This window comes from Micromonospora sp. KC207 (assembly GCF_004348615.1).
GTDB lineage: Bacteria > Actinomycetota > Actinomycetes > Mycobacteriales > Micromonosporaceae > Micromonospora.
In genome coordinates, this window is sequence record NZ_SMKJ01000314.1 from 1 (window position 1) to 7,543 (window position 7,543).

At 72.6% G+C, this 7,543-nt stretch carries 16 protein-coding genes and 1 pseudogene; all 17 read right to left on the reverse strand.

The annotated features are described in order from the left end of the window. A pseudogene (locus E1258_RS27610) lies at positions 1 to 233 on the reverse strand (hypothetical protein); the annotation flags it as partial. After that, on the reverse strand, positions 230 to 1,057 hold the full coding sequence (locus E1258_RS27615; RefSeq protein ID WP_132406266.1) for a hypothetical protein: 828 nt from the start codon (positions 1,055 to 1,057) through the stop codon (positions 230 to 232). The gene E1258_RS27615 and the pseudogene E1258_RS27610, both read right to left, overlap by 4 nt. Positions 1,058 to 1,140: 83 nt before the next feature. Then, the gene (locus E1258_RS27620) at positions 1,141 to 1,440 is read right to left on the reverse strand and encodes a hypothetical protein (protein WP_243715731.1); all 300 of its coding nucleotides are present in this window, start codon (positions 1,438 to 1,440) and stop codon (positions 1,141 to 1,143) included. After that, positions 1,440 to 1,619, reverse strand: coding sequence for a hypothetical protein (locus tag E1258_RS27625; RefSeq protein ID WP_132406268.1), 180 nt, complete (start codon positions 1,617 to 1,619; stop codon positions 1,440 to 1,442). Before E1258_RS27625 ends, E1258_RS27620 begins: the two co-directional genes overlap by 1 nt. After that, positions 1,619 to 1,810, reverse strand: a complete 192-nt coding sequence (locus E1258_RS27630; protein ID WP_132406270.1) for a hypothetical protein — start codon at positions 1,808 to 1,810, stop codon at positions 1,619 to 1,621. Before E1258_RS27630 ends, E1258_RS27625 begins: the two co-directional genes overlap by 1 nt. Then, the gene (locus tag E1258_RS27635) at positions 1,807 to 2,004 is read right to left on the reverse strand and encodes a hypothetical protein (protein ID WP_132406272.1); all 198 of its coding nucleotides are present in this window, start codon (positions 2,002 to 2,004) and stop codon (positions 1,807 to 1,809) included. The genes E1258_RS27630 and E1258_RS27635 overlap by 4 nt, the downstream gene beginning before the upstream one ends. Further along, positions 2,001 to 2,534 carry a hypothetical protein gene (locus E1258_RS27640; RefSeq protein WP_132406274.1) on the reverse strand — a complete coding sequence of 178 codons (534 nt, stop codon included), beginning with the start codon at positions 2,532 to 2,534 and terminating at the stop codon, positions 2,001 to 2,003. Before E1258_RS27640 ends, E1258_RS27635 begins: the two co-directional genes overlap by 4 nt. Then, positions 2,531 to 3,823 carry a hypothetical protein gene (locus E1258_RS27645; protein WP_132406276.1) on the reverse strand — a complete coding sequence of 431 codons (1,293 nt, stop codon included), beginning with the start codon at positions 3,821 to 3,823 and terminating at the stop codon, positions 2,531 to 2,533. The genes E1258_RS27640 and E1258_RS27645 overlap by 4 nt, the downstream gene beginning before the upstream one ends. Continuing rightward, a complete protein-coding gene (locus E1258_RS27650) occupies positions 3,820 to 4,062 on the reverse strand; it encodes a hypothetical protein (protein WP_132406278.1) in 243 nt (80 codons plus the stop codon). Before E1258_RS27650 ends, E1258_RS27645 begins: the two co-directional genes overlap by 4 nt. Further along, complete coding sequence (locus E1258_RS27655; RefSeq protein ID WP_132406281.1) at positions 4,059 to 4,628, reverse strand: hypothetical protein; 570 nt, start codon at positions 4,626 to 4,628, stop codon at positions 4,059 to 4,061. The genes E1258_RS27650 and E1258_RS27655 overlap by 4 nt, the downstream gene beginning before the upstream one ends. Next, entirely contained in the window at positions 4,628 to 4,873 is a 246-nt protein-coding gene (locus E1258_RS27660; RefSeq protein WP_132406283.1) for a WhiB family transcriptional regulator, read from the reverse strand. Before E1258_RS27660 ends, E1258_RS27655 begins: the two co-directional genes overlap by 1 nt. Continuing rightward, complete coding sequence (locus E1258_RS27665; RefSeq protein ID WP_132406285.1) at positions 4,870 to 5,097, reverse strand: hypothetical protein; 228 nt, start codon at positions 5,095 to 5,097, stop codon at positions 4,870 to 4,872. Before E1258_RS27665 ends, E1258_RS27660 begins: the two co-directional genes overlap by 4 nt. Beyond that, the gene (locus tag E1258_RS27670) at positions 5,094 to 5,288 is read right to left on the reverse strand and encodes a hypothetical protein (protein ID WP_132406287.1); all 195 of its coding nucleotides are present in this window, start codon (positions 5,286 to 5,288) and stop codon (positions 5,094 to 5,096) included. The genes E1258_RS27665 and E1258_RS27670 overlap by 4 nt, the downstream gene beginning before the upstream one ends. Then, positions 5,285 to 6,073 (reverse strand): hypothetical protein, encoded by a 789-nt coding sequence (locus E1258_RS27675; protein WP_132406289.1) that lies wholly within the window; start codon positions 6,071 to 6,073, stop codon positions 5,285 to 5,287. The genes E1258_RS27670 and E1258_RS27675 overlap by 4 nt, the downstream gene beginning before the upstream one ends. After that, the gene (locus E1258_RS27680; RefSeq protein ID WP_132406291.1) at positions 6,070 to 6,378 is read right to left on the reverse strand and encodes a hypothetical protein; all 309 of its coding nucleotides are present in this window, start codon (positions 6,376 to 6,378) and stop codon (positions 6,070 to 6,072) included. Before E1258_RS27680 ends, E1258_RS27675 begins: the two co-directional genes overlap by 4 nt. Then, on the reverse strand, positions 6,378 to 7,148 hold the full coding sequence (locus tag E1258_RS27685; RefSeq protein ID WP_132406293.1) for a hypothetical protein: 771 nt from the start codon (positions 7,146 to 7,148) through the stop codon (positions 6,378 to 6,380). The genes E1258_RS27680 and E1258_RS27685 overlap by 1 nt, the downstream gene beginning before the upstream one ends. Next, positions 7,149 to 7,543: hypothetical protein (locus E1258_RS27690; protein ID WP_207919753.1), on the reverse strand; the 395-nt coding region annotated here is incomplete at its 5' end.

The following is a 7,543-nucleotide window of genomic DNA, read 5'->3' on the forward strand; positions in this document are numbered from 1 at the left end:
GTGTAGCGGGAGGGGCGGCGGCGGGTGTAGACGACGGCCCGGTTGGCGGCCTGCCGGGAGCGGATGGCGGCCAGTTCGGCGCGGTCGGCGTCGAGGCGGATCTGCTCCAGGGTGGGGGTGTCGTCGGTGATGGTGGCGTGGCGGGCGATGCGGGCTTGCCAGTCGCCGATGGTGCGGCCCTGGTGGTCGCGGGCGGCCAGGTTGAGGGCGGCGCGGATGGGCGTGGTGGTCATCGGGTGCTCCCGGTGGTCTGGCTGGCGTAGGTGGCGACGGCTTCGCCGGTGCGGAACGGGTTGTTGTCGGGGCGCTTGTCGTGGTGCCGGTTCGCGCCGGTGGTGCGGGATCCGTTGGCGGGTCGGCCGCGCTGGTCCTCGGCGGCGCGGAGCATCCAGTTGCGCCAGGTGGCCGGCCAGTCGACCTTGGTGGCGTCCTTGCCGGACTTCGCGGACCAGTAGTTGCGGAACTTCTCGGTCTCGCGGGCGCCGCTGACGCCGGGGCAGTTCGCGGCGAACCAGGTCTTCATCTCGTTGGTGACGGCGAAGTCGTCGGGGAGTCGGGTGCCGCGCTTGCGCGGGCTCTCCTGCTCCCTGTTCCTTGCTCCCTGCTCCCTGCTCCCTGCTCCCTGCTCAGGGGCGAGGCTCTCGGGAGGGCTCGCGAGACTCTCCGGAGAGTCTCCGGAGGTAGCGGGGCTGGGGGCGGTTTCGCTGGTCATGGGCTCGGGCGGTCGCGGGTAGCGGGCCTTGCTGGGGTGGGAGACGCGCTGGTGCTCGTCCCACCCGACGATGAACAGGTAGTGGCGTCCGGAGACCTCGTAACGGGCGATCAAACCGGCCGTGGAGAGGCTCGCGAGGTCTCCGGAGGTTCTCGCGAGAGCCTCGCGAGGGTCGTCCTCAAGGGGCCAGAGGGCGGCGGTGATGAGCTTCGGGTTGTCGACGGTGACGCCGTTGTCATCGACGTGCGTCCACAAGCCGATGAAGGTGAGCCGGGCCGAGATCGGCACCGAGGCGACCACCTCGGAGGTGAAGAACTCCGGCTTGATGGAGCGGATGCGCGCCACGTCGTGCCTTCCTGGTCTATGTCGTCGTGCTGGTGTTGTTCGGGTGGCCGCCCGGCCCCGGGGAAGTGGGGCCGGGCGGCCGGTCAGGCGGCCTTCGGCCGGAGCTCGGCGGCGACGGCGCGCAGGTCGCCGTACCGCTCGGCCAGCAGCGCCGGCCCGGAGGCGGGCGGCGCGGTGCGAGCCCACGCGGTCAGGTGCAGCCACGGCCGGTCATCCGGCACCGCGGCGGCCAGGACGAAGAGCAGGTCGAGGCGCTCCCGGTTGGTCGGCAGGGTGGCGGTGAGCCAGCGGAGGTTGGCTTCCGGGTCGTCGTCGCGGACCCGTACGACCAGCTCGGCGGCAACCTCGGCGAGGCGGCCGGCGTACTCGTCGGTGGCGGTCATCAGTCCTGGTCCTCTCCGATGCGGCGCAGGTGCTCGGCCTGCGCGTCGGCGGTGTCGGGAACGGTGTGCCGGGCGTGCCGGCGCGGCAGGTGGCAGGTGCACGGCTGGTCGCCGGTGTGGTCGGCCGGCAGGTCGCCGTCGGGCTGGTACAGGTGCGGGGTGAGCTGCCGGGCGGTCATTACGCGCCCCCGCCCGGGGCCGGTGTGGTGCCGGCCCCGGGGGTGTAGTGGCGGCAGGAGCAGGTGGAGGCGGAGCAGGTGCCGCGACCGCGGGCGCCGGGGGTGTGCAGCGGCTCCAGGTGCCGGCACTCGCACCGGCCGGGCTCGGTGGCCACGGTGCCGGCGGCGGCGCCCGGGTCGCGGCGGGTCACCGGACGCCGCCGAGCGGGGCAGCGTTCACGGCCTCCAGGGCGGCGATGATGCCGCGCAGTTCCATCGGGTCGGCCTCGGACAGCGGGTAGCCGAGCTGCCGCTCGATTTCCCGCATCTGGACGTTCAGCAGGTGGCCCCGGCGCAGCTTCCCGAGCAGCATGCTGACGTGGGAGCGGTGGATGCGCGTCTTCACCGGTCACCGCCCGGCACGTCGGCCGGGTCCAGGTGACCCGGCACCTCCCCGGCGAGTAGCAGCAGCCCGTCGAGCATCTGCGCGCCAGCGGCGGCGTACACCGCGCGGGCGTCCCTGCTGGGCCGGATGGACAGCGACTGCGGCATGCCGCCCAGCCGGACCGCCATGCCCGGCACAACCTCCCCGGTGCCCGGGTCGACCACCACGTCCCCGTCGCACACCACCCGGCCCAGCAGGGCCGTCTGGAAGCTCGCGCGGATCTGGTGGACCGTCTCCACCTCGCCCGGGTAGCGGGCCAGGCACCACTTCGTCAGCGCCTCGATGTCGGCGACGACCGGGGCTTCCTTGCTGACGGCCAGGGCGACGGTGCCGATGTCGGGCAGCCGCCACGACGGGGCGGTGCCCTCGCGCTCCAGCTCGGCGCGGGCGTCCGCGTCGAGGGCGGCCCGGTGCTCGGCGGCGCGCTTCTTCGCGGCGTCGGCGAGGCCCTCCAGGCGGAGCACCTCCTGAACCCTCTCCGTGCGGTTCATCCGGCCATCTCCATCTGCTGCGGGGTTTGCTGGGCGATGTACGACTCGACCCGCTCGATCACCTGGGACACCTCGGTGGCGGTCAGGTCGTTGGTGCTGGCGACCGCCCGGCCGGCGATGTCGCTGACGTAGGCGAGCCGGTCGTCCCGGTCGGTGATGTCGGCCTGGCCGAGCAGGGCGAACATCCGGCGGCGGGCCGGGTCGTTGCCCGGGTTCTTCGGCTCCGGCGGAAACAGCTCCGCCTTGCGCGCCTTCCACGTCGCCTGAAAGTGAGTGACCTCCGGGGCGCTGATCCGGGCCGCCTTGGCGGCGTCCGCGGCGGCCTTCCAGACCCGGCGCAGGCCGGTCTCGTCGGTGGCCTGGCGGAGGTCGTCGAGCAGACCGGTAGCGGCGGCCGACAGCGCCGCAGGCGGGCCGGAGACGGGCCGAGCGGCCGGCGGGCCGGACACCGGGCGGGCCGGCTCGTCCTGGCCGGTCGAGTCGTCCGCCGTGGACAGCGGCACCAGGTCCCGTACGTGCGCCGTGTCCGGGTTGCACTTCAAGATGTCGAAGACGAGCTTCTCCAGGGTCAACCCCGGGACAGGCCGGGGCCGGTCGACCCCAGGCCGGATGCCGGCGTGCACCGACCGGGCACCGATGACCATCGGCGGGTGGTCACGGGAGACGCGGACCCAGACCGTGGCGTCGAAGGCCAGGTTCTTCTGGCCCTCGACCTTGTACTCCTTGCTGCCCTCGACCGGACGGCCGCCGCTGTCGAGCGCAGCGACCTCCTTGCCCCGCGCGGTGACCACGACGATGCCGGGGAAGGTCATCAGGTGGGTCATCAGCCGCCGGTGCTTGGCGTTGATCTCGTTCCACAGGTCCATCGAGATCTGCGGCTCGGCGTCCGGGGCGATCTGCTTTCCGCGCTTCGCCAGCCGGGCTCGGGCCTTCGCGTCGGCGATACCCTTGAGCAGGTCCCACTCCAGGGTTGCGGAGTCGATGCCCAGGACGACGGGGGGCAGTTTGGCTGCGGCGACCCGGGCAGCTTCGGCCTTGGCGGCTTCGACCTGACCGAGGATGTCGGCGAACGTGCCGTCGTGCTCGATCATGAGGTAGCGGGCTCCGGGGATAGCGCCGTACTCATCGCCAGCACCCTCACCGAGGTCGATCCAGTAGGTCTGGCCGACCTTCGGCGAAGCAGACAGCTCGGCAATCAGCCAGCTCTTGCCGGCCTTCTCGCCACCCTCGATGAGGATGAGCGGCCACGGAACGCGGCCGGTGGGCTGGCGGGTCTTCAGGGCGGTCATCGGGTGGTCTCCGTGAGGTCGAGTTGTCCGGTGCGGACCGCGATCGCGATCGCGTGGGCGTTGGTGGTCGCGCCGATGTGCTCGCGCATCCGCAGCAGCCGCATGGCGATCGCGCTGCCGGTGAGGCCGAGGCGGGTGCCGGTCTGCCGGACGGTGTAGCCGGCGGCGAGGAATCGAAGGGCCCGCAAGTCGGTCGGGCTGATCTCCACAGCAGGGGCCTGGGCGGCGGGGGCCGTCACGCCGCCACCTGCCCGGCCTTGTCCGACCGGCCCAGGGCGCGCCGCTCGTTCTGGCTCATGCCGCCGCGAGCAGCGCGTCGCCGGTTGGCCTGGCACTCCTTGCACTCGTACTGCCGGCCGTCGCAGTTGGACCTGTTGGCGCAGAAGCCGTCAAACGACTTCTCCACCCGACATCGGCTGCACGTCTTCCGGCCGGCGGTTCGGCGCGCTCGGGCGGCGGCGTCGCGCTGCTGCCGGTACACGGTCAGCCCGTCGGTCACCAAGCGCCCGCGCTTCATGGCGTCGCGGACGTTGTCGGTCTGGGTCCCCGGGGTGAGGTGCTCCGGGTTGCCGCACGGTGGGTTGTCGCACGAGTGCCGCAGCACCTGGCCGTCCCGCAGTTCCTGGGTCAGCGCGAAGGCGACCCGGTGCGAGAGGAGCCTGATACGCCGGCCCTTCCGCCAGATCGTGAAGCGGCCGTATCCGTTGCCGTTCTTCTCGCCTTTCCACACGCGGCAGCCCGATGACGCGGGGGCGAACCGGGCGTGGAAGCGGGCGACCTCTTCGGGGGTCAGGTTGATGTTCATCAGGCCGCCCGCCTCTTGACCCTGCGGCGCTCCCGTTCCGAGAGCCCACCGAGGACCCCGAACCGCTCGTCGATTTCCAGCGCCCATTCCAGGCATTCGGTCTTGACCTCGCACCGCGAGCAGATCCGCTTCGCCTCGCGGGTCGAGCCGCCCTTCTCGGGGAAGAACGCCTCCGGATCGGTCTGGGAGCAGAGTGCCTGCTCCTGCCACTCGGGCGGACGGTTGAGGACGAGTCGGAGGTTCACGACGGCTCCTCTCCGGTGGGGGCCCAGGCCGGCGGCGGGGTGGTCCACGCGCCGGTCGCGGCGACGTCGCGCACCTGGATGAGGCCGGTGGCGTCGTCGGGGCCGGCGTGGACCGGGTCCGGGGTGCGGGTGACGAGCTGCACGGCGGCGGGGCTGAGCAGGTGGTCGGGGTCGACGCGCTGCACGGTGTCGGGCCAGTGCCGGCCGAGGTAGCGGGTGCTCACCGGGCCACCGCCCCGGCGTCGTGGCGGGCCAGCATGTCCTGGTAGCTCTCCACCCCTGCGCATTCGTGGTTGCTGCTGCGGTCGAAGACCTTCTGCGCGTCGCCGCGCCCCTGGCTGGTCCAGCCGCAGTGCGAGCAGGTGACCCGGGCCTGGGGGGTGCCGGCGGAGAAGAGGAAGAGTCGCTGCTTCACCGGGCCACCGCCTCGGGGGCGGCCGGGGTCAGCGGGCCGGCCTGGAGCAGCTGGTGCCACTCGTAGCCGATGCCGTGGCCGAGCTTGTCCCGCCACCACAGGTTGTTGCCGGGCCGACCGGGGCAGACCCACAGCTGTCCGGTGCGGTCGCGGACGGCGGTGACGTCGGTCGGCTCCTCGGGGAGGCTCCACCGCCGTGCGGCCAGTTCGGCGGTCAGCTCGGCGACCCGGGTCTTGAGCCAGTCGACGGTGCCCGTCGGGGCCAGCTCGTCGTGGTGCCGGGCGGCGAGCACCGCGAGCACGGACCGGGACTCGGCCAGCTCGGGGTTGCCGAGGACCCGGACGACCCACTCGACGATCGCCCGGTCGCGGTCGTCGCCCGTATACATGGCGAGTTCGTGCTCCTCGTAGTCCCGGTGGTTGGCGGCGGCCTTGGCGCACCAGGTGGTCAGGTCCACGCCGGCCGGCGGCTTGTTTTGCCCCGGCGCGGCGGCCTGGGCGGCGCGGAGCCGGTCCACCTCGGCGAGCAGCGCGGGCACGTCGGTCCGGGCGGCGGCGATGAACTCGGCGTCGTTGCGCCAGTCGTTGATGTCGTCGCCGGGCTCCAACGGCACCTCGGCGACGTTGGCGTAGGTCATCTCGTCATCAGGGTGGGAGACGACCGCGAGCCACCGGCGACCGTTGGCCTGCTGCTGGACGACGACCCACGGCCCGTCGGTGGAGCGGGCGATCAGCCGGCGGATGGCGTCGAGGTCCAGGGCGGAGGTCGTGTCGAGGGTCGTCATCGGGTGCTCCCGGGGGTGTCGAAGTCAGCCGGGCTGCACGCCCAGACCTGGCGGAGGGTGATCGGGTCGAGGGCCGGCAGGTCGTCCGGCGCGGTGACGGCCGTGGCGGTGTCGCGCATCCGGTCCTCGGCGAGCTGGCGCAGGTCCGCGCCGAGCTGCCGCTCGGCCTCCCGGTGCCAGCGGATCCGGCGCGCCTGGTGCCGGACGCGCAGCGACAGGTGCCGGATGTCCTTGTCCTGGCGGCGCACCACCAACAGCAGCAGGACGACGAGGGCGGCCAGGGCGGCGATGATCAGGGCGGTCATCACGCGACCGCCTCAACCGCGATTGCGCACAGCACCGAGCACTCGATGTCCGGCTCGTCGGCGTGCCGACCCCGCGACGGATCCAACGCGATCAGCGGCAGCGGGCGCGTGACCCGATGCCCAGCCGCATCGACCTCGCCGGTTTCCTCCCGCAACACCGTGCGGCCCAGTCGCTGCTCCAGCGCCGCCATCCTGGCGAACACGTCGGGGAAGTCGCGGCGGATTTTGTTCCAGTAGCCGATGCCGCCCTTGACGCAGCCGATGCAGTTGTTGTTGCGGTAGCCCAGCAGGTACATCTCCGGCAGGGCGATACCCACCGCCTCCAGCAGGCCCAGACAGTCAGCCTTGGTCAGGCCGTGGTCGATGAGTGGGGTGGCGAGCTTGACCTCGATGTTCTGCTGGCGGAACCGGTCGGCGCGTGCACGCTCCTCCAGCGTGAAGCCGAACACCTGCACGTCGTTGGGGAGCTGGAACCCGAAGCGGGGCTTCTTCTTCAGCTCTCCGGTGCAGCGGGCCCCATCGGGACCGACGAGGTAGCCGGTGCGCTCCCACACTTCCCAGGTGTCGTGGTACTCGGTCGATCGCAGCTCTGCTACCGGGTGCTGGAGCCACCGCTCGATGTCGGCCCGGAACCGGGCGTTGTCGGGGTGCTCGGAGTAGGTGGCGGTGGTGGCGACCACGACGTTGTCGTGTCCGTGCTCGGCGATCGTGAGTTTCGCGGCGACGGCGCTGGCGGCGCCGTCGGAGTACCAGACGACGATGCGGCTCATCTACGCGGCCCCCCGCTCGCGCCGGTCCAGCTCGGCGGCCGTGATGTGCCGCGCGGCCAGCTCCCGCAGGTCGAACCGGTGCCACACGACCACCTCGGCGCAGCGGGCCTGCTCGGCGAACTCGGCGCAATCGCACTCGTCGTTGATGAACCGGTCCCCGCAGCACGGCTTGACCGGCATCGTGAACGTGCCGGCGGAGCGGCGTCCGGTGACCGCGAAGCCGTCTACGCCCGGCGGCAGCCCGGCCGGCGCGGCGTCCTCCAGGTCGGCTCGGTCGTAGCGCAGCCCGGTCGGGTCGGCGATGGACGGTCCGCCGGTGGTGGAGGTGCCGGGGATCGGACCCAGCGGCGGCACCGGGGGCAGCGGGGGCAGCGGGGCGGTCACCGGGCACCCCC